This is a genomic window from Vibrio cionasavignyae (genome assembly GCF_050337155.1).
Taxonomy (GTDB): Bacteria; Pseudomonadota; Gammaproteobacteria; order Enterobacterales; family Vibrionaceae; genus Vibrio; species Vibrio nomapromontoriensis.
In genome coordinates, this window is sequence record NZ_JAKJSR010000012.1 from 132,710 (window position 1) to 157,127 (window position 24,418).

General features: G+C 44.6%; 26 protein-coding genes. 12 read left to right on the plus strand and 14 right to left on the minus strand.

Annotated elements, in window-relative coordinates; all coding sequences use genetic code 11:
* The first annotated feature begins 2 nt into the window (after positions 1 to 2).
* On the plus strand, positions 3 to 1,517 hold the full coding sequence (purF, locus tag L4D74_RS08430; RefSeq protein WP_428751687.1) for an amidophosphoribosyltransferase: 1,515 nt from the start codon (positions 3 to 5) through the stop codon (positions 1,515 to 1,517).
* A gap of 93 nt (positions 1,518 to 1,610) precedes the next feature.
* Here the strand turns inward: purF and L4D74_RS08435 are convergent, their stop codons facing one another.
* Positions 1,611 to 2,486: a LysR family transcriptional regulator gene (locus L4D74_RS08435; protein ID WP_428751689.1), complete on the minus strand. Its 876-nt coding sequence runs from the start codon at positions 2,484 to 2,486 to the stop codon at positions 1,611 to 1,613.
* Between the two features lie 376 nt (positions 2,487 to 2,862).
* Between L4D74_RS08435 and L4D74_RS08440 the strand changes: the two genes are divergently transcribed.
* The 7 genes from L4D74_RS08440 to recR all read left to right on the plus strand — a co-directional run bounded on the left by L4D74_RS08440 (position 2,863) and on the right by recR (position 8,665).
* A complete protein-coding gene (locus tag L4D74_RS08440; RefSeq protein ID WP_428751690.1) occupies positions 2,863 to 3,966 on the plus strand; it encodes a response regulator in 1,104 nt (367 codons plus the stop codon).
* A 174-nt stretch (positions 3,967 to 4,140) separates the two neighbouring features.
* The gene (locus L4D74_RS08445) at positions 4,141 to 4,272 is read left to right on the plus strand and encodes a hypothetical protein (RefSeq protein ID WP_428751691.1); all 132 of its coding nucleotides are present in this window, start codon (positions 4,141 to 4,143) and stop codon (positions 4,270 to 4,272) included.
* The gene (locus L4D74_RS08450) at positions 4,259 to 4,678 is read left to right on the plus strand and encodes a YbaN family protein (RefSeq protein WP_428751692.1); all 420 of its coding nucleotides are present in this window, start codon (positions 4,259 to 4,261) and stop codon (positions 4,676 to 4,678) included. The genes L4D74_RS08445 and L4D74_RS08450 overlap by 14 nt, the downstream gene beginning before the upstream one ends.
* Positions 4,679 to 4,809: 131 nt before the next feature.
* The gene (gene apt, locus L4D74_RS08455; RefSeq protein ID WP_428751693.1) at positions 4,810 to 5,355 is read left to right on the plus strand and encodes an adenine phosphoribosyltransferase; all 546 of its coding nucleotides are present in this window, start codon (positions 4,810 to 4,812) and stop codon (positions 5,353 to 5,355) included.
* Between the two features lie 13 nt (positions 5,356 to 5,368).
* Positions 5,369 to 7,627 carry a DNA polymerase III subunit gamma/tau gene (gene dnaX, locus L4D74_RS08460; RefSeq protein WP_428751694.1) on the plus strand — a complete coding sequence of 753 codons (2,259 nt, stop codon included), beginning with the start codon at positions 5,369 to 5,371 and terminating at the stop codon, positions 7,625 to 7,627.
* Between the two features lie 86 nt (positions 7,628 to 7,713).
* Complete coding sequence (locus L4D74_RS08465; RefSeq protein WP_102471711.1) at positions 7,714 to 8,043, plus strand: YbaB/EbfC family nucleoid-associated protein; 330 nt, start codon at positions 7,714 to 7,716, stop codon at positions 8,041 to 8,043.
* 22 nt (positions 8,044 to 8,065) lie between these two features.
* Positions 8,066 to 8,665: a recombination mediator RecR gene (gene recR, locus L4D74_RS08470; RefSeq protein ID WP_428751695.1), complete on the plus strand. Its 600-nt coding sequence runs from the start codon at positions 8,066 to 8,068 to the stop codon at positions 8,663 to 8,665.
* A gap of 106 nt (positions 8,666 to 8,771) precedes the next feature.
* Here the strand turns inward: recR and aqpZ are convergent, their stop codons facing one another.
* From aqpZ to L4D74_RS08490, 4 genes are all read right to left on the minus strand, one after another.
* Positions 8,772 to 9,467, minus strand: coding sequence for an aquaporin Z (aqpZ, locus tag L4D74_RS08475; RefSeq protein WP_428751696.1), 696 nt, complete (start codon positions 9,465 to 9,467; stop codon positions 8,772 to 8,774).
* A 100-nt stretch (positions 9,468 to 9,567) separates the two neighbouring features.
* Positions 9,568 to 9,822 (minus strand): hypothetical protein, encoded by a 255-nt coding sequence (locus tag L4D74_RS08480; protein WP_428751697.1) that lies wholly within the window; start codon positions 9,820 to 9,822, stop codon positions 9,568 to 9,570.
* A 135-nt stretch (positions 9,823 to 9,957) separates the two neighbouring features.
* On the minus strand, positions 9,958 to 11,289 hold the full coding sequence (locus L4D74_RS08485; RefSeq protein ID WP_428751698.1) for an MFS transporter: 1,332 nt from the start codon (positions 11,287 to 11,289) through the stop codon (positions 9,958 to 9,960).
* A gap of 140 nt (positions 11,290 to 11,429) precedes the next feature.
* Complete coding sequence (locus tag L4D74_RS08490; protein WP_428751699.1) at positions 11,430 to 11,678, minus strand: YkgJ family cysteine cluster protein; 249 nt, start codon at positions 11,676 to 11,678, stop codon at positions 11,430 to 11,432.
* A gap of 147 nt (positions 11,679 to 11,825) precedes the next feature.
* Here L4D74_RS08490 and L4D74_RS08495 point away from each other — a divergent pair, with 147 nt between their 5' ends.
* Entirely contained in the window at positions 11,826 to 12,266 is a 441-nt protein-coding gene (locus L4D74_RS08495; RefSeq protein WP_428751700.1) for a YcgN family cysteine cluster protein, read from the plus strand.
* 108 nt (positions 12,267 to 12,374) lie between these two features.
* On the opposite strand, the gene L4D74_RS08500 is transcribed toward L4D74_RS08495, so the two are convergent.
* Positions 12,375 to 12,731: a tyrosine-type recombinase/integrase gene (locus tag L4D74_RS08500; protein ID WP_428751702.1), complete on the minus strand. Its 357-nt coding sequence runs from the start codon at positions 12,729 to 12,731 to the stop codon at positions 12,375 to 12,377.
* Between the two features lie 168 nt (positions 12,732 to 12,899).
* Here L4D74_RS08500 and L4D74_RS08505 point away from each other — a divergent pair, with 168 nt between their 5' ends.
* Positions 12,900 to 13,973 carry an acyltransferase family protein gene (locus L4D74_RS08505; protein WP_428751703.1) on the plus strand — a complete coding sequence of 358 codons (1,074 nt, stop codon included), beginning with the start codon at positions 12,900 to 12,902 and terminating at the stop codon, positions 13,971 to 13,973.
* 120 nt (positions 13,974 to 14,093) lie between these two features.
* Here the strand turns inward: L4D74_RS08505 and L4D74_RS08510 are convergent, their stop codons facing one another.
* The 6 genes from L4D74_RS08510 to gap form a co-directional block, all read right to left on the minus strand.
* Complete coding sequence (locus tag L4D74_RS08510) at positions 14,094 to 15,968, minus strand: BCCT family transporter (RefSeq protein WP_428751704.1); 1,875 nt, start codon at positions 15,966 to 15,968, stop codon at positions 14,094 to 14,096.
* Positions 15,969 to 16,076: 108 nt separating this feature from the next.
* Complete coding sequence (locus L4D74_RS08515; protein WP_428751705.1) at positions 16,077 to 16,418, minus strand: hypothetical protein; 342 nt, start codon at positions 16,416 to 16,418, stop codon at positions 16,077 to 16,079.
* A 139-nt stretch (positions 16,419 to 16,557) separates the two neighbouring features.
* The gene (locus L4D74_RS08520; RefSeq protein WP_428751706.1) at positions 16,558 to 17,517 is read right to left on the minus strand and encodes a ChaN family lipoprotein; all 960 of its coding nucleotides are present in this window, start codon (positions 17,515 to 17,517) and stop codon (positions 16,558 to 16,560) included.
* 110 nt (positions 17,518 to 17,627) lie between these two features.
* On the minus strand, positions 17,628 to 18,461 hold the full coding sequence (gene rlmA / locus L4D74_RS08525; RefSeq protein ID WP_428751907.1) for a 23S rRNA (guanine(745)-N(1))-methyltransferase: 834 nt from the start codon (positions 18,459 to 18,461) through the stop codon (positions 17,628 to 17,630).
* A 73-nt stretch (positions 18,462 to 18,534) separates the two neighbouring features.
* A complete protein-coding gene (locus tag L4D74_RS08530; protein WP_428751707.1) occupies positions 18,535 to 19,419 on the minus strand; it encodes a D-hexose-6-phosphate mutarotase in 885 nt (294 codons plus the stop codon).
* Between the two features lie 94 nt (positions 19,420 to 19,513).
* Positions 19,514 to 20,509 (minus strand): type I glyceraldehyde-3-phosphate dehydrogenase, encoded by a 996-nt coding sequence (gene gap, locus L4D74_RS08535; protein WP_265673358.1) that lies wholly within the window; start codon positions 20,507 to 20,509, stop codon positions 19,514 to 19,516.
* 335 nt (positions 20,510 to 20,844) lie between these two features.
* Here gap and msrB point away from each other — a divergent pair, with 335 nt between their 5' ends.
* The gene (msrB, locus tag L4D74_RS08540; protein WP_428751708.1) at positions 20,845 to 21,255 is read left to right on the plus strand and encodes a peptide-methionine (R)-S-oxide reductase MsrB; all 411 of its coding nucleotides are present in this window, start codon (positions 20,845 to 20,847) and stop codon (positions 21,253 to 21,255) included.
* Between the two features lie 96 nt (positions 21,256 to 21,351).
* Here msrB and L4D74_RS08545 read toward each other — a convergent pair whose 3' ends face one another.
* Positions 21,352 to 22,173 carry a DUF2989 domain-containing protein gene (locus L4D74_RS08545; RefSeq protein ID WP_428751709.1) on the minus strand — a complete coding sequence of 274 codons (822 nt, stop codon included), beginning with the start codon at positions 22,171 to 22,173 and terminating at the stop codon, positions 21,352 to 21,354.
* A 142-nt stretch (positions 22,174 to 22,315) separates the two neighbouring features.
* On the opposite strand from L4D74_RS08545, the gene L4D74_RS08550 reads away from it, so the two are divergent.
* Positions 22,316 to 22,600, plus strand: coding sequence for a YeaC family protein (locus L4D74_RS08550; protein WP_428751710.1), 285 nt, complete (start codon positions 22,316 to 22,318; stop codon positions 22,598 to 22,600).
* 98 nt (positions 22,601 to 22,698) lie between these two features.
* Here L4D74_RS08550 and L4D74_RS08555 read toward each other — a convergent pair whose 3' ends face one another.
* Entirely contained in the window at positions 22,699 to 24,258 is a 1,560-nt protein-coding gene (locus L4D74_RS08555) for a SulP family inorganic anion transporter (protein ID WP_265673362.1), read from the minus strand.
* Positions 24,259 to 24,418 lie beyond the last annotated feature (160 nt).

The window sequence follows — 24,418 nt, forward strand, 5'->3', positions numbered from 1 at the left end:
ACATGTGTGGTATTGTTGGAATCGTTGGCTCTACGCCTGTGAATCAGTCTATCTATGACGCTTTGACCGTTTTACAGCATCGTGGCCAAGATGCCGCTGGTATTGTTACCATAGAAAGCAATCGTTTTCGTCTGCGTAAGGCGAATGGTCTCGTTAAAGATGTTTTTGAAGCGAAACACATGCAACGCCTTCAGGGCTGTGTGGGAATTGGTCACGTACGTTACCCAACAGCAGGTAGTTCAAGTGCATCAGAGGCTCAGCCTTTCTACGTAAACTCACCGTTTGGTATTACGTTGGCTCACAACGGCAACTTAACCAATGCGAATGAAGTGCGTGAAAAGTTGTTCGAAAAAGATCGCCGTCATGTCAACACGACTTCTGATTCTGAAGTGCTTCTTAATGTACTTGCACATGAGATTGATACCGTTAAAGGTAACGTGACCTCAGATGACGTATTCCGCGCAGTGACAAACGTGCACCGTGCCATTAAGGGTGCGTACGCAGTGGCAGCAATGATTATCGGTCACGGTATGATTGCGTTCCGTGACCCGCACGGTATTCGACCTTTATGCTTAGGTAAGCGTGAAGTGAATGGAAAAACGGAATACATGGTGGCATCAGAATCTGTTGCGTTGGACGCAGTTGGCTTTGACTTCATTCGAGACGTTGCACCAGGCGAAGGTATTTACGCGACATTTGATGGTGAATTACACACGCGTCAATGTGCTGATAATCCGGCATTAAACCCATGTATCTTTGAATTTGTTTATTTTGCTCGACCAGACTCTTTTATCGATAAAATTTCGGTTTACAGTGCTCGCGTAGAAATGGGTAAAAAACTGGGTGAGCGCATTCAGCAAGAATATAGCGACCTCGACATTGATGTTGTTATCCCAATCCCTGAGACCTCTTGTGATATCGCTCTGCAAATAGCACAAGCGATTGATAAGCCATACCGCCAAGGGTTTGTTAAAAACCGTTATGTTGGACGTACGTTCATCATGCCGGGCCAACAACAGCGTAAGAAGTCTGTGCGTCGTAAACTTAATGCGATTCGCTCTGAATTTAAAGGCAAGAACGTATTGTTGGTTGATGACTCCATTGTGCGTGGTACTACGTCAGAGCAGATTATCGAGATGGCCCGTGATTCCGGTGCAAATAAGGTTTACATGGTATCGGCGGCTCCGGAAGTACGCTTCCCGAACGTATACGGTATCGATATGCCAAGCGCCAACGAGCTTATTGCTCATGGTCGTGATAACGATGCAATCTGTAAAGCGATTGGTGCTGACGCACTGATTTTCCAAACGCTACCAGATTTAATTGAAGCGGTAGGTATGGGCAACCCAGATATCAGTTGCTTTGATACTTCAGTTTTCAATGGCCAATATGTGACGGGAGACATCGATCAAGAGTACCTTGATTTCCTCGACTCACTGCGTAACGATGATTCGAAAGTACAACGAGAAATTCAGCAAGATCTTGCTAACCTAGAGCTTCATAACGAAGGCGCGTAATAGTGCTCGCATTTCTACGGACGTAAAAAAACCAGAGTGAATTTCGCTCTGGTTTTTTTATCGCTAGTGGATCTTGGACTGGGTGACTGATCTTTAGTGAATTGAATAATCGATAACGAAATCAATAAACAATCGGACTTTCTCTGGTAAGTGATCTTTGTGATTGTAGAGCATGTAAATGTCGCGTGGATTGGCACTCCAATCGGGAAGAATGCGTACCAGCTCACCGTTGTCGATGTACTCTTTTACCATCACATCAGGCATTAACGTAATACCTAGCCCAGCCGAGCACGCTCTTCTCACGACATTTAGACTGTTGGCTTCAAAGCGCGCTTTTGTGTTGTTAATCACTGATTCACCACTGTTGTTTTTCAGCTGCCATTTGATCAGTGGTGCACCTTTAAGTAGGCGGTGGGTCGTGAGCTCTTCTGCGTGGGAAGGCTCACCATTCTGTGCAAGGTAACTAGGTGTTGCAATCAATACATCTTTAACCGTACTGATTTTTCGGGCGATTAGGCTCGAATCTCGTTGTGGACCAACGCGGAAAATGACATCCCATTCGGTTGGGTCAAGTTGGTCTGCGTGATTGCTGGTGGTTAACTCCAAACTAATATCAGGAAATTGTGCCATGAAGTCATTAAACATCGGCATGATCATGCGTTTAGTCAGATTTGAAGGTGACGATATCTTAAGCTTGCCTGACGCGCCTTTGCATTCGTCAGCAATTTCTTCAGATGTTGCCGTGAGTCTATGAAGCAATGGTGAACATTCGTTATAAAAACGCTCTCCCGCCTCTGTTAAAGACAGTTTTCGGGCGTGGCGATTTAATAAACGCAGATTAAGAGAGTCTTCAAGCGCTTGGATTCGTCGCGTTATGGTTGCAACAGGAATCATGGTTTTGCGTGAAGTTGCAGTATAACTCCCATTTTCAACAACAAGTCGGAATAGGTTTAGATCGTCGAGTTTCATATGGTCAACTATTTGTATTGATTCGTTTTATTATGGCTTAGCCCGATAGGCTCAACTCGCAGGCAGCATGACTGTAGACACTAAATTAGTGGAAACAATGGCTGAGAATAGCTCAATATCAATAAGTTAGTTTAAATATTAACAAGTTGGTTAAATCTCAGACACCCACATATTGTATTAGATCTTGAAGCAAAGGGGTACATTTGTATAAAAGACTATTTTTGCCTACAGTTAATATACTCAAGAGCCAGTGGCTTGGGAGTAGATTACTCAATTAAGTGCATTATTGTAGCGTTTCCTTGCGACACGAAGTTTGATGCAAACCAATAAAAATGATAACGAAACGCGCAATGGAAGATTTGTGAGGCGTAATTTTATGTCTAAAACTGACAGTCAAGTTGCTGAGGTGCAGGCGCATCAGCCAAGTCTCGCGAGGATTATGGTGGTTGACGACGACCCTGTATTTCGCTCGGTGACAAAAAACTATTTGGAAGCGATAGGGTATCGTGTGTTTGAGGCGCAAGATGGTTTGGAGGCGTTAAGGCTGCTCGATTCCACGCAACCAGATTTAGTGCTATGCGATTTATCTATGCCGCTATTAACGGGGATGGAATTTGCCGAAGAAGTGAGAATGGAGTACCCATCACTTCCGGTCATCGTCATATCGGCAACCGGAGAGATGGGAGATGTGGCTAAAGCGCTACGCCTTGGCGTTAAAGATTTTTTAACGAAACCAATCGCGGACTACCGATACTTAAATGAGGCGATTGATAAAGTATTGCAAGACAGTGCTGATGTGTGTGAACAGAGCGATTTTGTTAGCCGTTGGTTCCGGTTAGAGGAAAGTGACAAGGATAATTCTCAAGATGAGCAAGAACTGCATTGGCACTTAAAGTTTTTACAAGAAAACCCCAATGCAGCGCGTGAGCTATTAACGGCACTATTACCAGAAAAGGATTGTTCTCTAGGGGCTTGGCACAGTAGTTATCGAATGCTTCAATCCACTACGAATCTACCTTTAGTGTTCGACTTTTCTTGGCTGATGAGCGGACAACTGGCTTTTTACTTGGTCGACGCCTCGTCCAGCGAGGAGGGCGGGATCGCGAGCACCTTACTGGTTAGAGCATTATTTGATGATTATATTCGCCGAGTACAGCACAACAGTGTTGATCTTAAAGACTTAGCCATAAACATAGAGAAAGGCCTAGAGTGCTCGGTTGGTGCCTATCCCGTCGATGCTCTTTTAGGTGTGATTGATTTGTCCGATCGCACGCTTTCGATATTGCCTGCTGGTTTAGATTGCCGTTGGCAAAATGGGGATGCTCACTATCATATTGCAGGTGGCCAGAAGTTAGGCGAAAACTGCATTCGCAATTTTATGACTAAAGATCTTCCGGTTCATGAGTTGAGTAAGCTTTCTATGAGTCAGGTTGGTGCATCTAGCTTTAGTTGGGATATCCGCTCATCTGAGAGCGATTAACAAAGAATAACCATACAGTTACTCTGTTTTTGATGGTTTGTAATTAATATATAGTGCGCATGTTAATGAAATGGTTACTGATCGCCATTTCATTGCATAGCCAGTGTTTAACGACGAACGATAACGTCGACACGGCTCACTATCATTTAAAGTTATCAAATTAAGAGCAAAGTTATGTCTAACACTGAATTCAAAGAACCCTTTAATATTTTCTATTTCTTAGGCTTCATCGCCGTATTGCTTATTCCAACCCTTCCGGCTACTCTGACGTTATTCCGTATCATGAATGGGTATGCAACTTTTTGAAAGCAAAGTTAATATGACACTGCGACAGGCCTTATGGAGTGTCGCGGGCATCAGCTCGGTTACCCTAGGGGTAATTGGGGTATTCCTACCACTATTACCTACGACTCCCTTTTTGCTACTTGCCAGCGCGTGTTTTTTGAAAGGCAGTCCACACCTTCACCAGCGATTGCTGGCCCATCCTAAACTCGGTCCTGTGATTTCAACCTGGGAAACCGAGCGAGCCGTATCGCGCGCGACGCGCAATAAAGGCATAGTGTTTATTTTGGCCAGTTTCCTGATCTCCATCATTGTTGTTCCGCTCGTGTGGTTAAAGGCTGCCCTCTTTTGCCTGTGTGGCATTGTTTTAGGCTTTTTTTTGCGACTTCCTGTGAAAGAGTCGGTTGCTGATAAGTCTGAAAGTCACTAACATTAGGGGATTGTTCGCTCGCGTTTTGCGAGTGTTTATTTTTAGGCCAACAGAATGAAAGTATGGTTTTGCGTTGTGAAATCATTACTCACGTCATTGGGCACAGATTGACCTCTCCAGAGACAAAAATTATGAGCATCGATAAAATTTCACAAATCAAAGCCAGCATCAAAAGCATTCCTGATTACCCAAAACCAGGCATTCTTTTTCGCGATGTCACCAGCTTAATGGAAGATCCTGAAGCCTATAGAGCAACCATTGCTCTGTTGGTAGAGAAATATAAAGATCAGGGCTTTACAAAAATTGTCGGTACAGAAGCTCGCGGATTTTTGTTTGGTGCACCATTGGCTTTAGAACTTGGTGTTGGATTTGTTCCAGTGCGTAAGCCTGGTAAGTTGCCACGCGAGACTGTGTCACAGTCTTACGAGCTAGAATATGGTACCGACGTATTAGAAATTCATACTGATGCTATTGTTGACGGTGACAAAGTGCTTATGGTCGACGACTTATTGGCAACTGGCGGCACTATTGAGGCAACGACAAAGTTGATCCGTCGACTCGGCGGTTCTGTGGCTCACGCTGCATTTGTGATTAACTTGCCAGAGATTGGCGGTGATAAACGCCTACAAGCGCTCGATTTAGACGTTTACAGCATTTGTGAATTCGAAGGTCACTAATCGGGAACTATTCATGAGTTATCTTGCTTTAGCCCGAAAATGGCGCCCAAAACAGTTTTCCGAAGTGGTGGGACAAGCGCATGTCCTTACTGCTCTAGAGAATGCATTAAGTCAAAACCGCTTACACCATGCCTATTTATTTAGTGGTACTCGCGGTGTGGGTAAAACCACAATAGGGCGCTTGTTTGCTAAGGGATTAAACTGTGAAACGGGTATTACGGCTACCCCGTGCGGTAAATGTGCGACGTGCGTAGAAATTGATGAAGGGCGAAGTGTCGATTTACTCGAAATTGATGCTGCCTCTCGGACTAAAGTTGAAGACACTCGTGAGTTGCTTGATAACGTTCAATATAAACCAGCGCGTAATCGCTTCAAGGTTTACTTGATCGATGAAGTGCACATGCTGTCGCGTCATAGTTTCAATGCCTTGCTGAAAACGTTGGAAGAGCCACCGGAATACGTCAAATTCTTGTTGGCTACGACTGATCCACAAAAGCTGCCCGTGACTATCTTGTCACGCTGTCTGCAATTTCATTTGAAACCTATTACGGTTGATACCATCCAACAGCAATTGGTGGATATCCTAGGGCATGAGAAGGTGGATGCGGAGCATCAAGCTCTGGCTTTAATTTCTCATGCTGCCGACGGCAGTATGCGAGACGCTCTGAGCTTAACCGACCAAGCGATAGCGTTAGGCAGTGGACATATCACCAAGTCGACGGTCAGCTTAATGCTGGGTACGTTAGATACCTCTCTTGCCATTAAGATTATTCAAGCCATTACGACAGGTGATGCCGCGCAAGTGATGAGTACGGTTGAGCAACTGGCTGAGAACGGTGTCGATTGGGATGCGTTGTTGTTGGAGGTAGGTTCACAATTGCATCGTATTGCGATGTATCAAGCTTTGCCCGGAAGCCTTGATGTGAGCATCCCTGATAACGAAAAAGTCGCCGCGCTGGGCAAAAAACTTCAGCCAACCGATGTACAGCTCTACTATCAAATTGCAATAAAAGGTCGTCAAGATTTGGTTGCTTCGCCATCCCAGCGAATTGCAGTAGAAATGACGCTGTTGCGAATGCTTGCCTTTAGGCCTGCTACGCCGATTAGCAGTAATGACATTGTTATTACGGGCTCGGCACAAACGACGCTGGCGTCCAGTACGTCTATGGCTAATGCTTCTAATGTCACTACCTCAGCGCCAGTAGCCGTGAAGCCTGCTTCACAAGCACCAGCACAGGGATATACTTCGCCAGCAGAATCGGCAATGCCTTATGATGTGCCGCCGCAAGAGCAATATGCAATGCCGTCAGATAATAGTGCGGTATCGCATTCGGCAGCACATGGCTATGACTCAGCACCGCATGGCTATGACTCGGCGCCTCAAGGTTATTACCCAGATTCTGCACCACAGCATGTTTCGCCGCCGATGTCACAATCAGCTGTGAATCAGCAGCCAATGAATCCATCACAGGTGCCGCCACAACAGCCTGTTCAGCAGCAACAAGTTACCCCGGAACCAACGCCTCAGCCTAAGGCTGCATCTGTTGGCGGTTTGCGTCATCAATTGCGTTCTAAAAGGCAGAGTTCGGCGCAGAGCGCACCTCGTCCAGGAGCGCCCACAACAAAAAAGACTGATGCGTCACCCGAGCCAGCATCTGCAATAGAAAGAGTCGCGCAGCGAAGTACTCCTCGTCGCGCCGCTTCTGCTATTTCTGGTGACGCGAGTCGTGAAAACGCTTCTGAGCAAGTCGATGACAACGAACCGTATCGTTGGCGCGCGATGAACAAGGCGGTAGTGGAGACCAACACTGCCCCATCGGTAAAGCCTTCAACGTTAAGAAAAGCACTTGAACATGTAAAAACGCCTGAAATGGCGCAGCGATTAGCGGTTGAAGCCGCGCAGCAAGATTCATGGGCGGCATTAATTGAGAAACTAAACACCAGTAAATTGGTCCAACAATTAGCGCTGAACTCCGCTTACAGTAAAGACGGTTCCTCGATTTCCCTTGGCCTGCGAGCAACGCACGCCCATTTGAACACGGATAGGAACCAATCCGAACTATTGGCGAGCCTAAACTCAGCGCTTGGTGAGTCGTGCCATTTGTCTGTGGCAGTGTCAGAGCAGGGCATAACACCGCTCGAATTAAGAGAAAATATCTACCAAGAAAAACTGACACAAGCGGCGGCGGCTTTACAATCTGATGCCCACGTACAGTTTATTGTTACAAGGTTTTCTGCAGAGCTAGACGAAGAGAGTATTCGTCCGCTATAAGTCTATAATGCAAAGTATGTTAAGGGGTTGCATTTTTTAACCGTGCCCCCATGTTATTAATAATCTGAATCAACCGAGAGAAACCTATGTTTGGTAAAGGCGGAATGGGCAACATGATGAAGCAAGCCCAGCAAATGCAAGAGCGTATGCAAAAGCTTCAAGAAGAAATTGCAAACATGGAAGTAACAGGTGAATCTGGTGCGGGCCTTGTTAAGGTAACGATCACTGGTAGCCACAGCACACGTCGTGTCGAGATCGATGAGAGCTTGATGGAAGACGACAAAGAAATGCTAGAAGACCTGATTGCAGCGGCGTTTAACGATGCTGCTCGTCGTGTTGAAGAAACACAAAAAGAGAAAATGGCATCAGTGACTGGCGGTATGCAATTACCACCAGGTATGAAAATGCCATTCTAATTGAAAAATTAGAGAACAATAAATGCGAACTAGCCAAATGCTGGAGCATTTGATGGAGGCCTTGCGATGTCTACCTGGGGTTGGCCCCAAGTCAGCACAACGCATGGCCTTTCATTTGTTACAGCGAGATAGAAAAGGTGGGCTGCAGCTTGCCGAGGTTTTGTCTCAAGCCATGACCGATATCGGTCATTGTCAGGAATGTCGGACGTTTACGGAAGAAGAGACCTGCCATATTTGTACTAACCCTAAACGTAAAGAAAACGGTCAATTGTGCGTAGTAGAAAGCCCAGCAGATATCGCTGCGGTGGAAGCTACCGGGCAATATTCAGGACGTTACTTTGTGTTGATGGGGCACCTCTCACCACTAGACGGTATTGGACCAAGCGATATCGGTTTAGATACGTTGGATTATCGTTTAAGGCAGCGTGATATTAGTGAAGTCATTCTTGCCACCAACCCAACGGTTGAAGGCGAAGCCACTGCTCACTATATTGCAGAGTTGTGTCACGAGCATGAAGTGACCGCGAGCCGAATTGCTCATGGCGTTCCTGTTGGGGGCGAGCTTGAGCTGGTAGATGGTACAACCTTGTCTCATTCCTTGTTGGGACGACACAAGATTTAAAAAGGCGCGTTTATCGCGCCTTTTTTGATTTTCTGTTATTAATTTCGATTCCTACCTAATAACTATCCCTACCTAATAACTATCCCTACCTAATAACAGTTACTAGCTAATCACTATTGCTACCAAGCAAAGAGCGATAAATCAATGCCCCGATTACCGCGCCGATGATAGGCGCAACCCAAAATAGCCACAATTGAGCTGTGGCCCATTCGCCCACATATAAGGCTACACCAGTACTACGAGCAGGGTTAACGGAAGTATTCGTGACCGGAATACTGATGAGGTGAATGAGGGTAAGACATAAACCAATAGCAATAGGGGCGAAGCCCTGTGGTGCTCTAGAGTCGGTCGCTCCCATAATGACAATAAGGAACATGGCGGTCATGACAATTTCACATACCAGCGCAGCAGTTAGCGTGTAACCACCTGGAGAGTGCTCGCCATAGCCATTAGATGCAAAGCCAGACGCGGTGGCATCAAACCCTGCTTGTCCAGAAGCAATAAGATAGAGTACGCCGCCTGCCAGTACTCCACCAACGACCTGAGCAATGATATAGGGTAGAAGTTCTTTGGCTTCAAATCGCCCGCCAGCCCACAAACCAATGCTGACCGCTGGGTTTAGGTGGCAGCCAGAGATATGTCCGATGGCAAATGCCATGGTTAATACGGTTAAACCAAACGCCAACGCAACGCCTAGAAAGCCGATTCCTAGTTCAGGGAAACCTGCGGCGAGCACGGCTGACCCACATCCTCCTAAAACCAACCAAAATGTACCAAATAGTTCAGCTAAATAACGATTCATAAGAAATCCCACTCCTATAATTGCGGTTCCTTTGAAACATAGCTGATTTTATTGATACCGCCAGTTTGGGCGAGGAGGCGCAAAGTATAGATATCGAGCCTTAAGGCTCAATTTGTTGTGATAACTGGGTAAGCTCCAACACAGAGTAGTGCTCGGCTTGTTCGCCTCTAGAAATTAAATCAACAACGTGAAACTCACTCATATCACCAAACTCTTTAGTGAGATAGTCGCGAAACGCGCTTTCGTTAGGCCACTTGCCACGAACGGTATAGCCATCGTCTTTATCAAAATCTTCTGTCTCGAAGAAAGAGAAATCCGTCATACCGATGTTGTGACAATACAAGACGAGATACATGGTAAATCCTTAATTTTGCTTGTTGAGTAAGATGTCGTGGGTGCTAAGTCAGCGTATGGCTGATTACTTTTACCTCAACCCACGTTAGCTAAATAGACGACTGCTCTACGACGCGCCGACCCTCATCAATGCTGACTAAAAAATGGCCTTCTTTTTGTTTTTGAAATAAAACGCCGCACTGATTACAACAAATAGTGCGGTGAAATAGTAGAAAAAGGAAGAAAGTGAGGCTAGGAAGTCGAGATGTTGCTCAACTTGTTGCTCGGTATAGTTTTGCGACAGTAATTTGTAGTAGTAAGCGTATAAAATACCAATCGAGCCGTATCCAAGATTGAACATCAGTCCCTTAAAGCTTAGTACCGTCGCTCTGTTGTGCGATTCGGTTTTTTTATTAAGGTGGTAACTAATGAAAATATTCATCGTCATAATGATAAAGATTAAGATCAGCGCAGGTATGACGCCATAAATCGACCAGCCAAGACTGATCCAATAATAGGTTGCCATGGTTGCGAGTCCCATGACAAGGATGAATTTTTTGGGTGCCATACTTTCCGCTAATCTTCGACTTTGTCCAGCCAATAGAATTTGCAGGACACTTATTCCTGCCCCAATTAATCCGAAGTAAATAATAGGAATATCAATCGCGCGATAATACTGACTGTTCATGGTTAAAAACATACGTGATGTATGCTCGAATAAACTGTAATAAAGCAATATGAACAGGACGTAAGGCGTAGACATCACCCATTTAGCAGTAACTTGTGTCAGCTTGAGGCTTGCCAACGTGGTGGCCATTTTTCCGCCATGTTCAGGCAATGTTTTTTTCGCCTCCCTCATACTAAGCGCTGAGTATATGGCGATCATCGCAACCAGCAGTGTGGCATAGACGGGAATGCGCATGATGTCTTGGGTGCTTTTTGGTTCGACGAGTCCAAGAAGATGGTAAACCTTAGCCATAAAGCTAACATCATACATAGCGGCGCCTAAGAGCGTGACGAAAATGCCGACACTTGACGCGATTCGCAGTTGGATTTGTAACACTCGTGGCCAAGCTTCTTCTTTGCCTTGCTCCTTTAAGGTGTCATAAGCTAGCGCTTCATCCGCGCCACTTGCTAATGCCATGGCTAAGCCGCTTAATACTCGGTTGACTAAAAACACGATGAATACCAAATTGGGGTTACCAATGGGAACAAATGCGATCATTGCGATCTCAACAAACATGATGACCGAAGATAACACGACGAGCTTTTTACGACCTAAAGTATCAGCAAAGGCACCCGACGGGACCTCGGCAAGCACAATCGTCGCCGCCCAAACTACATTTAGCATGGCAAATTGAGACAGGGTTAAGCCGTAGTCTAGATAAAGAAGCGTAAATACAGGGTAATAAAAGCGGGCGAAGTAGCTGCTTCGAAACATTAAGAAGTAGCGGACATTGCGGATTTGAAGGACTTCTCTGAGCGTCATAAAATATTCAGTAGTATTAAGTACATAAGAGTATGTATAACCTTTTTTCCGATAAATAGGAAAAGTTTGATCTTTAAAATATACGGTTTTTATCAACCTATTTGTGGCTTTGAACTCAAAGTTCTACTTAGATAGGCTCGCTAAGTTAGTCTATCAAGCTCCAACAGATTACTCAGCGCTCGCTGGTTCGTGCTACTGCATACATCAGGGCATGGTTTAAAATCGTGACACACTTTAGGTCGCTCTGGTTGACCAAAGAGCTTGCAAAGATTGTCTTCATTGAGCTGAACGCAGCGCACGCCGGAAGGTTTGCCATTGGGCATACCCGGAATGGCAGAAGAAATACTTGGTGCAATACAGCAGGCGCCACAGCCTAATCGACAGTCCATCTTAATAACCTAAAAGTAATGGGGCGCAGAGTGTACCAAAACCTAGTCACTTGTACACAATTGAATCATGCTTGTCATAGAGAATGACTTGATGTTTATCTAAACTAGCGGTATAAAACGCCTCCACAGAACGTAAAGGTAGTAAACATGAGCAAGCCATTTTGGGAAACAACGCCGCTAGAAGCAATGTCGGAGGAACAATGGGAATCTCTATGCGATGGTTGTGGTAAATGTTGTCTCCATAAGCTCATGGATGAAGACTCCGATGACGTCTACTACACCAATGTAGCGTGCAGCTGGTTAAACAGCGACACCTGTTCATGTAAAGATTACATGAATCGTTTTGAATCTGGCGAAGAGTGCCTGAAGTTAACGCGAGATAAAATCTCTGAATTTAATTGGTTACCTGAAACGTGCGCGTATCGTGTGCTGTCTCAAGGCGAAAACCTCCCGGCATGGCATCCGTTAATTACTGGTAGTAAGTCAGCGATGCATGCTGCTGATGAAAGCGTAAGAAATAAAGTCGTGTATGAGATTGATGTGATTGACTGGGAAGACCACATATTAAACCATCCTAGGCGAGACTAGGTATAGTAAGGCTTACCAAGGCTTACTTGTAGTCACTTAATCAATAATCATCAATATTAAGAAAATTTGTGAACATAATATGGATGTTTTACGGTTCACATTTTCCAATCATTTGATGTTCGCGAAAGGTTTTTTACCACATCTTCTCGGTGAGCGGGGTAGGTGCGCGTATCGCATGGTCTGTTTTATGTCACCATGACCAAGGATTCCTTGCTGGGCGATAATGTTACCATCGTTCATCATGTAGTAAAATGAGAAAGTGTGGCGTAGAGCATGGGTAGCTTGCTGCCTTAGTCGTGGGACATTGCGTACGACGAATCGGTAAGCCATTGAATAGGCAATGTTAAGTAATGGGTAGGTGCTCTCTTTGCAAATCACATTATAGAGATCTGGACTGATCGGTATCGAGCGAATCTTATTGCCTTTCGTCGGCATATACGTGAGCTGTGCACGGGGATGCTTCACGGATTCGGCCACCTGTCGCTAAACAAAGTTTATAAGACTCAGTAGAGTAAGGCATTAGATTAAATTCGAAAGGAAATATTATTTTCAAATAATGTTTCTCTGTGTCAATTTGAGTTAGCGGTCGACTCTGGTATATTTTTACAATTAATTTCACTTACTAAGCATTTTATGAACAAAATTCGAGACTTTCTTCTTCCCTTCGATGACAAAAGAGATGTGCTTTTAGATGTGTGTAAAGGCATTGCAATTCTGTTGGTCGTATTGGGACATTATTTCCAAATGACACACACCAATTTTGATGATTTCTTTGGTTTTGCGTTTATTTACTCCTTTCATATGCCATTGTTTACTCTGTTAGCTGGAGCTTCAGCAGCTTTTTGGATCAAAAAAATTAACTTTCACGATGATTATAAGAGCTTTGCAAAAGCTTTGCTTAAAAGGGTCACGAAAGCATTTCAGCACCTTATAATCCCGTTCTTTTTTTGGATTTTGTTTCAATACTTCTATATCAATTCAGACAAAGAGCTTATTAGTTACATTTGGATGGTTGTAAAGCAGGCTGATTGGGGACTTTGGTTTTTGCCGCTCATATTCTGGTGCACTGCTTTTATATGTGTATTCTTGCTCGTGATTTTTTTTGCATATAAAGTTCTCAAATCATCTTCAAATTTTGAGAGAATCTCTAAGTTGCTTCTATCGATAAATGTACAGGTACTTCTGATGTATATATTTTGGAAAGTAGCCAAGTACTTGCATCTCATGCCATCGATAGCGGGATTACAGTTTGTCAATTACTTTCACGGAGGACTATTTTTTTACTTCTTATTAGGTATTGTTTTCTACCAAGCTTTCGTTGGAACAAAATTCTACTTGCTTAGGGTGGTTCCGTATGTACTTTTCTTTGCGTTAGTCCCTTATTGGGATCGATTAGGGACGTATAATATTTCTTCAGATGCTAAATTATTGCTAAGCCAAGGTTGGTTTGTTAGACATTATGCGTTTGTAGTAGCACTTTCTGGAACATTAGTATTTATAGATTTATCCAGACTAATAGTGTCACTGAACCTAAGGTTCCTAACTAGAGTCATAACTACGTTAGGTGTGGCTTCGTTGGCAATATATGCCATTCATCAATATGTTTTGGGTTTCAACCCTGTTTGGTTAGCTCCCCTTATTATTCCTGTGGTAATTTTCCGCATTACAGGACTTTATCCGCCGATTAAAAGAGTAATGTTTGGTTGATTATCAATAAGACCACATACTGAATCACCCTAATAGATAGGTTAGTGTCAGATTAGCCTGATTTATTCAGGGACCCACAATTAAAAAAGGCAGAGCGATTAACGCTCTGCCTTTTTAGTTTTAGCTAGCAGTACAGATTTCAGTAAAGCGTACTCTCGCGTCTTGAGCGGCTTGCGATGACTGCTCTTTTGAGTTTTGAGCATCGTTTAGTGCTTGAAGTTTAGCTTCGAGCTCGTCGACGAGGTCCTGTGGGATAGCATGGTTTTCATCAGCAGCGTGTTCGAGAGCATAGGCGCGAATGGCCTTTTTCGTCTTAAACAACTCGTGCATTGCCGCGCGTTCTTCATCGGCTGCGTTCTGTGCGATATCGCGACATTTTTCAAAATGAGCCAGTGCTACGCCTTCTGTTGACCAAGGATCAAATTCAGGCAGTTCTTCGATATTAATGGTCGGTTCGACATAATCATCTTGATGACGTATGTCTAGCGTTGCCGCTTTCACTGCGGAAATCATTAACATCACCGCGATGATAAGCAAAGGTAGACCACCGACAATCGCCGCTGTTTGCAGCGTACTTAATCCGCCTAAGAACATTAGCACCGCTGGCATGAAGCTGAGCGTAAAGGCCCAGAACATACGGTTCCAACGCATTGGTTCTTGAGTCACGTCGTTTTGTACCACCGACGCTAAGATATAAGAAATCGAATCAAAGGTCGTTGCCGTGAAAATAATACACAGCACGGTGAAGAGTAGAATAATGAACCATGCAAATGGCAATTCAGATAGCATGGAGAAGATCGCTTTTGTTGGACCAAACGTATTCAAAATGCCGACGATGTCTAATTGTCCAGATAACTGCAGTGATAGACCAAAGTTACCTAGAATAATGAAGAATAAGAAACAGCCGCTAGAGCCGAAGAATAGCGAACCCGCTACCATTTGTTTGATGGTACGGCCTCTGGAAATTCTCGCAACAAAGAGCCCCATACTTGGTGCAAATACTAGCCACCATGCCCAGTAGAAGATAGTCCAATCTTGGGGGAAGTGAGTATTGTCGAAAGTGCCGTAGCCGCCGAAAGGTTCTGCCCATGTTGCCATGACAAAGAAGTTTGACATCATACGACCAATCGAATCTAACCCGGTTTCTAAAATGAATACGGTAGGACCTAGAATTAACACCAGTGCCAATAAAATCATCGCACCCCAAAAGTTAATATTACTTAGAACCTTAATGCCTTTTTCCATTCCTGCGAAAGAGGAGTAGGCAAAAATACCAGTACAAACGGCAAGTACGCCAATCTGTGAGTAGGTATTTTGTGGCAAGCCAAATAGCACATTCAGGCCTTCACTAATGAGCGGTGCTGCAAGGCCAAGTGTCGTTGCCGCGCCACCCAAAAGACCGAAGATAAACAGAACATCAATCAGCTTACCAAGCGCGCCATGCGTGTGTTTTTCACCAAGGACAGGGATGAGCGCGCTCGATACTTTTAACGCAGGTTGTTTGCGCACGTAATAGAAGTAGGCGATAGGCAATGCTGGAATGAGGTAAATTGACCACGCAATTGGGCCCCAGTGGAACAGGCCATAGGTAGCGGCCCAACGAACGGCTTCTTCACTGCCAGGCTCTAACTGAAATGGTGGCGCTTGATAGTAGTAAGCCCACTCAATGCAGCCCCAATACAGAATGCTGGCACCAATACCGCCACAAAATAGCATCGCAGCCCATGAGGAAGTTTTGAATTCAGGGGCTTCATCCGGGTCACCAAGTTTGATTTGTCCGATATCGCTGAAAATGATGAAAATCATGAAAAAGAAAGCGGCGAGACCGAGTGACAAATAGAGAAAGCCAAATTTGTCCGTCATGATCAGTTTGGCTTGTGAAATGACTTCCGCACCTTGCTGTGGGAATAAGATCAAAGGAATAATGACGGAAAAGAGTAGTGCAATAGCACCAAAAAAGGTGGGTTTATCGATAAGTTTAAAGTAGCGTTCCATGTTGGCTAATCACTTAGTAAAAGAAGATGATTATCTAAGTAGAACGCCTTTGACGACAAACACGATTGTTTGTCGTCAAGATAAAAACTGGCAGCTAGTGGTGAATTGTTAGGCTAGAGCAAGAATTAAGGCCCCAACGGTTACCGCCGCAGAAACGTATTGGCCTGCTGAGTAAGAGTCATCTTCTTGTTCCTTGAGATCATCGGGGTGATCCATGCCTAAAGCGCCATGTGCAAAGGATTGGACACTCTTACCCATGGACTCGTCTTCTGCTTTGGCTAGGCTATCTTGTTCCAACGCGGCTTTTGCCTGTGCAGATATCTGCAAGGTATCGGATTCTGCCAATGGCAACGTTTTGCCGCTATTGGCGCCGTGAGCTTCTGCTGTCACAGGGCTGGCATTAGTCACCACAGGTGTTGTTTGACTCAGGTTAGAATTGACGCTTTGCATACCGGTTCTCCTTCACCACTATCAATATCTGTATCGCCACTGAAGATAAAAACTTTAATAAATTATATCAGCGGCGTGAATAGAACGTTATCAGTGGATATTGGTAGCAAAATCTAAGCCAAATGATTCAATGTGTGAATTATGGTGTACATATTAGGTTGTCATTTCTATTGCCTAGGGCCTTATAGGCGTTAAGTCGGTTTGCTTGTTGGACATAACGAGTTGGCAAAGGAAGCACCTGTAATTGCATATCGCTGGTGGTCGATTCCGGGCTAATGTCGATAACTGGGCTGATGATGGCGATCTTTAGGTTAGGGTTTAATTTTTGTATTTGTGCTGCAGTACCGAGTCCGTTGTCGATATGAAATTTGCCGGCGATGTGCATCACTTGAGCAGTAGGCGTTGTGTCGATAAAGCGGACGATACTTTCCGCCATAGTCGCATCCCACGTCAGCTGAGCGGCGAACTGCTTAGCAGTTTGCTCGGGTGTGCCGTGGTGCATGGATCTCATAAACTTATCTTTGTATGGACTAGTGAAGGTATCGATGGTGTCTGCGACATAGCTTCGCTCTATCGGGTTGAGCGTATTGAGATAGCTTATTCCAGTGCGCCCGATACAGCGAACCGTTGCTTTTGGGGCGTTGCTGGCAATCACCGATAATTGGTTTTGTTTCGCAAATTCTACAAGGGCGCGATAGTCACTCTCATAGTTTGGCCATGCCTTACCTTCAGATATTAAGGTTTGCTCGCCAATTTTCCCGTTTAGATAGTCGTTAACAATGGGCTGCGAAGGCCGAGAAAATTGCTCCATAGATAGGACTACGTTGGGGTTTTTGTTCGCTAATGCTTGCAACAATTCGGTTTGAAAGCGATGAATGGCAGGGTGGGTATGCCATTCCCCTATCAAGATCACGTCAGCTTTGGTCAGTATCTTTGGTAATGCTGTCAGTGAAATCGGTGCACCTTGGCTCGTGTAAAGTTGGTAATCGTAGAAAGTTACTACGGGCTGCGCTCGATACGCTGAGGTTGAGCTTGTATTGAGAGATGATGCACACCCGCTGAGAAGGGCCGCAAGAAGGGCGATAGGTAATAACTTCATAAGATTAGCGAGCTCCTAAACAAAAATAGCCGACGTTATCGAAGGCTATTCGCGAGAAAGATGATAATCAAGTTAGCGATTGCTTTCAATCTAATTGATAATTATTTTCATTACACTTTCTTGAATACTCTGACCATAAAGTCAGCTTGGCATTGAAACTGCTCGGTGGCTTTAAGTGTTGCTCTTACTTCATCAGTCGCTTTCCATGCGAATGGCGTCATTTGCAACAAATCATGCGCTTGGTCGCCCGTTAGCTTCATCACGTAGTTTAGCTTATTTTCCGAGACTAATTGGAATTGAGAGAGTGTTTCTGTTTCTTCATCATGAAGATGGACTTCATCATAAATACGTTCGCGTAGCTCAAATAGGTGGTGCGCTCCTGGTGTGACGGTGACCACGATACCATCTTGTTGAATGCATCGAGCTAACTCTTCGGGCTTACAAGGTGCATAAATACGGATAGCGGCAGAGAGAGAGTCGTCAGCAAAAGGCAGTCGGTGGCTAGATGCTACGGTAAAAGAGACATTGGTATAGCGCTTAGCCGCGTAACGAACGGCGACCTTGGAAATATCGAGTCCATAGCAGTCGATGGGATGGTGCTGAGCATCCCCTAAATGTTCACTTAGGTAATCCGCAAAATAATGCGTGTAGTAGCCTTCACCACAGCCTATATCCAGAGCTTGGACAGACACGAGTGGGTGATGTTGAACAAGGGACTGAGCGACGGCGTTACGCATGGGCGCGTAGAAGTCATGGGCGAGGAAGGTACGTCTTGCCTGCATCATCTCTTTGTTGTCGCCAGGATCTTTTGATTGCTTGTGCTGCACAGGCATCAAATTCACATAGCCTTCCTTCGCCATATCGAATTGATGGCGGTTTTCACAGGCAAAATGGCGTTCGCGCTGTTGAAGAGGGAGGTGGCAAAGTGGGCATTGATAAGACATACGGTTAGACTCGCGGAAAATTTTGCTAAGTCTAACCATATCATTGCCACTGCGCAATTAAGCAAAGGCGTTTTTATTGAATTCCAATGACCGTGGAAAGCACAGCGGTTTCACCCGGTGAAACTTGTTTACCTTGTTCTAGCGTTGGAGCATGCAGAGTAGACTCGACACATAGGAATGTTTGGTAGCCGTCATCATTCATGTCACCCATGGCTTTGGCGCCAGCAGCCCAAGGGTTCCAAAGTACCGCTGAGTTATGCCCGTGGTTAGTCACCGAGATGGTGCGATTGAGTCGGCTATCCTTGATGAGGATATCTTTCTCAGGCGCAGTATAGACGCGATCAATGGTATCGGTGAGAGCAAGCGTGTCACTGCCTTCACAGCGCTGCCCTTCGAGTAAGCCATCAATGTAACTGTGTCCCATACCTGTGACTTCTGTCGAGGTGATATCACCTACGTTGAAGTAGCTATGTAACGCACCGGAGTATGACCATGGCTTATCATCAGTGTTAGTCATGTTTAACGTTACAGTGAGTTGGTCACCGATTTCAACATTGAGGACTAGGGAAAACTGGTGTGGCCAAATTTCACGCGTTGTATCAGAGTCGTTTAAACCAAGGCTAATGATGACACCTTGTTCATTTTCTTTATGCTCAATAAGAGACCATTCGCTGGTGCGGGCAAACCCATGAGCGGGAGCGGCAATGCGACCAAACCAAGGCCAGCAAATAGGAATACCACCACGCAATGCGGTTGCGTTATCGTAAACGGCTTCTTTGCTCATCCAGATAAGATCGTGCTCGCCAGCAGGTTGGTAAGAGAGAACATGCCCCCCATGAAGAGAGATAGCGGCTGATGCTTTTGGGTGAATGACACGAACAATTTTGTTGTCACCACATTGAGTAATGGTGACAAAATCAGAAAGTACGGTGACTGCTGGTAGGGAATTAAAGTCCATATTTGATACCTCAGACTAGGAATACACACTTTTCAGGTACAAAAAAGGCGACCCTAAGAGTCGCCTTTTTAAAAGTTGGAACTAGATGCTTACATTACTTAGAGATGTGAGCTACTAGGTCTAGAACTTTGTTTGAGTAACCGATTTCGTTGTCGTACCAAGATACAACTTTAACGAATTTGTCAGTTAGAGCAACACCAGCTTTAGCATCGAATACTGAAGTTTGAACTTCACCGATGAAATCTTGTGATACTACTTGGTCTTCAGTGTAACCTAGAACACCTTTAAGCTCGCCTTCAGATGCTTCTTTCATAGCAGCACAGATTGCTTCGTAAGATGCAGCAGTCTTAAGGTTAACAGTTAGGTCAACTACAGATACGTTAGCAGTTGGTACACGGAAAGCCATACCAGTTAGAAGGCCGTTTAGTTCAGGAAGAACAACGCCTACAGCTTTAGCAGCACCAGTTGAAGATGGGATGATGTTTTGAGAAGCACCACGGCCACCGCGCCAGTCTTTAGCAGAAGGACCATCTACAGTTTTTTGAGTTGCTGTAGTAGCGTGAACTGTTGTCATAAGACCAGATTCGATACCGAACTTGTCGTTAAGAACTTTAGCTACAGGAGCTAGACAGTTAGTAGTACAAGAAGCGTTAGAAACGATGTCTTGACCTGCGTAAGTTGAATCGTTCACACCCATAACGAACATTGGAGTTGCGTCTTTAGAAGGGCCAGTTAGAACAACTTTCTTAGCACCAGCAGTGATGTGCTTACGTGCAGTCTCGTCTGTTAGGAAAAGACCTGTTGCTTCAGCAACTACGTCAACACCGATTGCATCCCATTTAAGATCTTCAGGGTTGCGCTCAGCTGTTACACGTACAGTTTTACCGTTAACGATTAGGTTACCGCCTTCAACTTCAACAGTACCGTTGAAACGGCCGTGAGTTGAATCGTACTTAAGCATGTATGCCATGTACTCAACGTCGATTAGATCGTTAATACCTACTACTTCGATGTCGTTGCGCTCTTGCGCTGCACGAAATACGAAACGACCGATACGGCCAAAACCGTTAATACCTACTTTGATAGTCATTATGTTGCTCCACAACTTAATTTCTGTTTTAAGATAACTGGTAGTAAAATTACAGAATCCAGTCACTAACTTCAATAGATAATCGGAATTAATTTGTTTAAAGTCAAAAAAAAGTGTCGGATTTTTTAACGTTTAGCATTAAGTGATTGTTTTTTGAACTTTAGTCGAGTTTCTGTAATGTTAAAATGATGTGTTTAACCTTTGTGGCGAGCTGGGTTAACATATTTGAAACAGATTTGGTTCTATAGTTAAACAGCGTGCTACAGCAAAGTTTACTCTTAGCGGAACTTTAGAGTGACTAAAATGTAGTCAATAAGAAAGGGAGTGTAAAGGTTGTGAATCAGGAAAATAAAAAGGTCACTAAGACTGATGAGGACTGGCGTGAGGCTTTAACAGACGAACAATACAGAGTATGTCGCCAGCAAGGTACTGAAGCGCCTTTTTCTGGGACGTTGTTACACAATAAAGAGACAGGGCAGTATTGTTGTACTTGCTGTGGTTCCGCATTGTTTGAATCAGAAAATAAGTATGACTCGGGCTGTGGTTGGCCAAGCTTTGACGCGCCTTTAAACAGTGATGCTATTCGTTATTTAGATGACACAAGTCACGGAATGGTAAGAGTAGAAATACGTTGTAGCACATGTGATAGTCATTTAGGGCATGTGTTTGAAGATGGTCCTAAAACAACGGGTGAAAGGTATTGTGTTAATTCAGTGTCGTTAATTTTCAACAAAACTGAAAGTTAAGACAAATTTTCTGAAGCTGGATGTATCATTATTACAGGTAGGTGGATGCTATGAAAAATAGGCTAACGCGAATTTCTCATAGCATAGGGTAATTGTTTAAAGATTGATTGTCGCGAGTTGACGAGTAAATTCACCCGCTTTTAGTGATGAGGTAATGGTGCTGGCCTGAGCATCGAGTCGTTGGTACTCATCGTCGTTAAAGGCAAACATTCGTTTTAGCTCTGTCACTGTCACAACAGGCACATCGAGCTGTTTACCTACCATTGTCCATAGATAAGATTCATGTGTTTTTGATAAAGCGTAGCTCACGCTGGCTAACGACTTGATTGTATCGTTGTTAATATTACCATCGTTAGAGAGCTCTAAAGAGCGCAAGAGTAATTCATGGGTTTTGAGCTTATCTCTTGAGATGTAATGAGTAGCAAGCGCATACTGCATCGCAGAGGATTCTAATGCTGGCTGCCCCTCCATGGCCAAAAACCGTCGTTTTGCTGTTGAGTCACCCGTTTCGCTCCATAAAAAATACAATGTTTCTGGTGCGTGTGATGGCGCAAGCTCAGCGTGTATACGCTCCTGTTCGTTTATTGCATACATGAGCGCGTTAAAGCGCTTTTCCTTTAATGCCGCTTGTTCGATAGGCTGTATTTGCGATGCCAACTCAAGGCACTTACGATATTCCTTAAGTAAGTAATACTCTTCGATTTGAGAAACGTCATTTTTCGGTATATCTAGCGCCTCATAGCGATGCCAGATCAAGTCAGTGCGAGTGATGCGGCATTGTCCATCATTTACATTTAATGAAGAGCACTGCAACGTGGGCTCCGATAGGCAGACTTGGTCCGTATTTTTGCGAGATTCAAAGCAACCTGTTAACAGGCCGCTAGATGATAGTAAGAGTATAGCGTAATGTAATTTCATTGATTTACTTGTGATCAGAGACACTGATTTATTGAGCTCAACTTGACTCAGTGTAACATCAGGTTATGGTTCCAGTAAGATATTAACCTCGCAGAACGTCGCTTTTGCGAGATAGAGAGAAAGAAAAATAAGAAGGTTCAGAATGGATGTAGAGCAACTCTTAAGTGCGATGACGCCAGATGTTTACGATCGACTTCTTTATGCGTGTGAGACCGGTCGCTGGCCAGAAGGAAGCGTATTGTCTCAAGACCAGAAAGATTCCTGTATGCAAGCTGTTATGCTATACCAGTCGAAGCATAATGTTGACCCCCAACATATGTCAGTGGCAGCGGGTGGGGAGATTGCCTTTAAGTCGAAGGCGGAGCTAAAGAAGCAGTTCTCAGCTGAGCAGGAAGATATTGTGCGCGTTAAAGTGGCAGAGAATTAAACAACCACAGTTAGTCTCAACATCGCGCTAGATGATAAGCACAAAAAAGGGACCGAATGGTCCCTTTTCTATTTTTACGCTAACCGTTCAAGCAACGTTTAGCCAGCAAGAAGGTCTGTGGCAACCTTGTAGCTTGGATCTTCTTTTACGTTGATTTCAACTAAGCTGCCTGCTTTATGTAATAAAGCACGGCAATCTGGGCTTAGGTGTCTTAGGTGCAACGTTTTTCCTACAGCAGTGTAGCGCTCGGCGAGTGTTTCAATTGCTTCGATAGCAGAGTGGTCCGCCACGCGAGACTGAGCAAAATCAACGATCACATCTTGTGGGTCATTTTTCGCATCAAACAACTCTAAGAAATTACTGGCTGAGCCAAAGAAGATAGGACCATTAATCTTGTATTCTTTTGAACCTTCTTCGTTAATATGGCTGCTTGCATAGATATGTTTAGCATGTTCCCACGCAAACATAAGGGCAGACACAACCACACCAATGGCTACGGCGACAGCTAGATCTGTTAATACAGTCACAACGGTTACCAGTACGATAACAAAGAAGTCTTGTTTAGGGACACGGCGTGCAAGTTTAAACGTTGCCCACTCAAAGGTACCAATCACAACCATGAACATTACCCCAACTAGCGCCGCTAGAGGAATCATTTCAATCATGGCAGAAGCAAATAGAATGAAGAACAGCAGTGCACTTGCGGCGACGATGCCGGATAAACGACCGCGACCACCAGAGTTTACGTTGATCATTGATTGACCGATCATCGCACAGCCACCCATCGCACCAAACACAGAACATGTCACGTTAGCTAGACCTTGACCCACACATTCACGGTTAGATTGACCACGAGTATTGGTCATTTCATCGAGAACCGTTAGCGTTAGTAGTGATTCAATCAAGCCAATTGCCGCTAAGATAATCGCGTATGGAAGGATAATATTGAATGTTTCTAATGTGAACGGCACAGCAGGAATAGAGAACGTAGGTAGCGAGCCAGCCAATGTTGCAGTGACATCCCCTGACATCGTTCTTAGGAAGTCCACAACGGTACGTGTTTCAAGACCTAACAGATGAACTAATGCCGTTACGGCGACAATCGCAACTAATGATGAAGGTACTGCGGTAGTAAGTTTTGGTAGGAAATGAATGATAGCCATGGTGAGTGCGACAAGGCCCAGCATGATAATCATTTGTCCTTGTGGTAACCATGTCATCGCGCCTGTCAAATCTGGGGCTTTAAACTGGCCCATTTGAGCGAGGAAAATAACGATGGCGAGACCATTTACAAAGCCGATCATTACCGGATGTGGCACCATTCGGATGAATTTACCCAGTTTGAAGAGGCCAGCTGTGATCTGCAAAAAACCAGCGAACATGATGGCGGCAAAGAGGTATTGAACGCCGTGTGTTGCCACTAAGCTAACCATCACAACAGCCATTGCACCAGTAGCACCTGAAATCATGCCAGGGCGACCACCAAAGATTGAGGTGATTAGGCCGACGATAAAGGCAGCGTAGAGACCTACCATTGGGTCAACACCAGCCACGAATGCAAACGCAACCGCTTCAGGAACTAACGCTAAGGCTACAGTTAGCCCCGATAACACATCGTTTTTAACCGAGTGCTTTGAAAATTGTGGAAATTCAAACATAGGATTCAATTCAGTAGTTGTGTTGGATAAACATCCATTCCAAACAGCACAAGTAGCGACATGATTAAAAAGGGGTGTTGCTGCAAGAATCGCGGCAATTCAAAGCTAATTACAATCATTATCGGCATGTCATGTGACAGCGATAGGGCGTATTGGTAAT

What these genes read in the sequence shown, in the direction of transcription:
- L4D74_RS08555 (WP_265673362.1), bottom strand. Translation starts at nt 24,258, where the DNA reads ATGTTTGAATTTCCACAATTTTCAAAGCACTCGGTTAAAAACGATGTG.
- apt (WP_428751693.1), top strand. Translation starts at nt 4,810, where the DNA reads ATGAGCATCGATAAAATTTCACAAATCAAAGCCAGCATCAAAAGCATT.
- L4D74_RS08550 (WP_428751710.1), top strand. Translation starts at nt 22,316, where the DNA reads ATGGATGTAGAGCAACTCTTAAGTGCGATGACGCCAGATGTTTACGAT.
- L4D74_RS08505 (WP_428751703.1), top strand. Translation starts at nt 12,900, where the DNA reads ATGAACAAAATTCGAGACTTTCTTCTTCCCTTCGATGACAAAAGAGAT.
- L4D74_RS08490 (WP_428751699.1), bottom strand. Translation starts at nt 11,678, where the DNA reads ATGGACTGTCGATTAGGCTGTGGCGCCTGCTGTATTGCACCAAGTATT.
- L4D74_RS08485 (WP_428751698.1), bottom strand. Translation starts at nt 11,289, where the DNA reads ATGACGCTCAGAGAAGTCCTTCAAATCCGCAATGTCCGCTACTTCTTA.
- recR (WP_428751695.1), top strand. Translation starts at nt 8,066, where the DNA reads ATGCGAACTAGCCAAATGCTGGAGCATTTGATGGAGGCCTTGCGATGT.
- aqpZ (WP_428751696.1), bottom strand. Translation starts at nt 9,467, where the DNA reads ATGAATCGTTATTTAGCTGAACTATTTGGTACATTTTGGTTGGTTTTA.
- purF (WP_428751687.1), top strand. Translation starts at nt 3, where the DNA reads ATGTGTGGTATTGTTGGAATCGTTGGCTCTACGCCTGTGAATCAGTCT.
- L4D74_RS08545 (WP_428751709.1), bottom strand. Translation starts at nt 22,173, where the DNA reads ATGAAATTACATTACGCTATACTCTTACTATCATCTAGCGGCCTGTTA.
- L4D74_RS08495 (WP_428751700.1), top strand. Translation starts at nt 11,826, where the DNA reads ATGAGCAAGCCATTTTGGGAAACAACGCCGCTAGAAGCAATGTCGGAG.
- gap (WP_265673358.1), bottom strand. Translation starts at nt 20,509, where the DNA reads ATGACTATCAAAGTAGGTATTAACGGTTTTGGCCGTATCGGTCGTTTC.
- L4D74_RS08440 (WP_428751690.1), top strand. Translation starts at nt 2,863, where the DNA reads ATGTCTAAAACTGACAGTCAAGTTGCTGAGGTGCAGGCGCATCAGCCA.
- L4D74_RS08530 (WP_428751707.1), bottom strand. Translation starts at nt 19,419, where the DNA reads ATGGACTTTAATTCCCTACCAGCAGTCACCGTACTTTCTGATTTTGTC.
- L4D74_RS08520 (WP_428751706.1), bottom strand. Translation starts at nt 17,517, where the DNA reads ATGAAGTTATTACCTATCGCCCTTCTTGCGGCCCTTCTCAGCGGGTGT.
- L4D74_RS08450 (WP_428751692.1), top strand. Translation starts at nt 4,259, where the DNA reads ATGCAACTTTTTGAAAGCAAAGTTAATATGACACTGCGACAGGCCTTA.
- L4D74_RS08480 (WP_428751697.1), bottom strand. Translation starts at nt 9,822, where the DNA reads ATGTATCTCGTCTTGTATTGTCACAACATCGGTATGACGGATTTCTCT.
- L4D74_RS08445 (WP_428751691.1), top strand. Translation starts at nt 4,141, where the DNA reads ATGTCTAACACTGAATTCAAAGAACCCTTTAATATTTTCTATTTCTTA.
- dnaX (WP_428751694.1), top strand. Translation starts at nt 5,369, where the DNA reads ATGAGTTATCTTGCTTTAGCCCGAAAATGGCGCCCAAAACAGTTTTCC.
- L4D74_RS08515 (WP_428751705.1), bottom strand. Translation starts at nt 16,418, where the DNA reads ATGCAAAGCGTCAATTCTAACCTGAGTCAAACAACACCTGTGGTGACT.
- L4D74_RS08465 (WP_102471711.1), top strand. Translation starts at nt 7,714, where the DNA reads ATGTTTGGTAAAGGCGGAATGGGCAACATGATGAAGCAAGCCCAGCAA.
- rlmA (WP_428751907.1), bottom strand. Translation starts at nt 18,461, where the DNA reads ATGTCTTATCAATGCCCACTTTGCCACCTCCCTCTTCAACAGCGCGAA.
- L4D74_RS08435 (WP_428751689.1), bottom strand. Translation starts at nt 2,486, where the DNA reads ATGAAACTCGACGATCTAAACCTATTCCGACTTGTTGTTGAAAATGGG.
- L4D74_RS08510 (WP_428751704.1), bottom strand. Translation starts at nt 15,968, where the DNA reads ATGGAACGCTACTTTAAACTTATCGATAAACCCACCTTTTTTGGTGCT.